This window comes from Micromonospora deserti, assembly GCF_003236335.1.
Classification (GTDB): domain Bacteria; phylum Actinomycetota; class Actinomycetes; order Mycobacteriales; family Micromonosporaceae; genus Micromonospora; species Micromonospora deserti.
Genome location: NZ_POUB01000542.1, coordinates 1 through 643 on the forward strand (window position 1 = coordinate 1; position 643 = coordinate 643).

Genomic DNA, 643 nt, shown 5'->3' on the forward strand with positions numbered 1-643 from the left:
GGGCGGGCGGCGTGGAGACCGGCCGGATCCCCGGCGGTGCGGACACCGGCGCCGGGCGCTCGGCCGGCGCGTCGAGGCGGTGGGCAGGCCGCGGCGGCTCGCCAGCCGTGGGGTCGACGGCGGCACTCGGTGCTGGCGGTGCGTGTGCCGGGTCGCCGGCGGCCGTGGGCGGCGCCGACGGTGGATCAGATCCGGCGCCGCCGGCGGGCGGCGCCGAGGTCGGCGGGTCCGGGTCGCCGGCGGGACCGGCCTGGCCCGGCGTCGGGCGGGACGGCCGGAACCAGGCGTCCGGTCCGCTGGTGGTGGCCTCGGCCGGCGGGGCGGGCGGTTCCGCCGGCTCGGCCGGCGGCGGGACGTACACCCGTGGCACGCCCGGCGGGGATGTCGGCGGCGCCGGCGCCTCCGTCGGCGGCGCGGCCGGGCCGTCCGCCCGGCGGCCCTCCGGTCCGGGGCGGGTCGGGGACGTCGGCCGGAACTCCGCCCGCAGCCGGGCGGCCGGCGGCCCCGAGAACGGTGCCATCTCGTCCGCGGGTGCGACCGGGTGCGGCCCGTGGTGGGCGGCCGGCGGCCCGACCGGGCGCTCCGGGGCCTGCCCACGGGAGTCCGGGTGGCCCGGCGCCGGTGAGACGGGGCGGTCCGGGGC

At 84.6% G+C, this 643-nt stretch carries 1 pseudogene; it reads right to left on the reverse strand.

Annotation, left to right across the window (positions count from 1 at the left end):
* Positions 1–520, reverse strand: a pseudogene (locus C1I99_RS34690) (hypothetical protein); the annotation flags it as partial.
* Between the last annotated feature and the right edge of the window lie 123 nt (positions 521–643).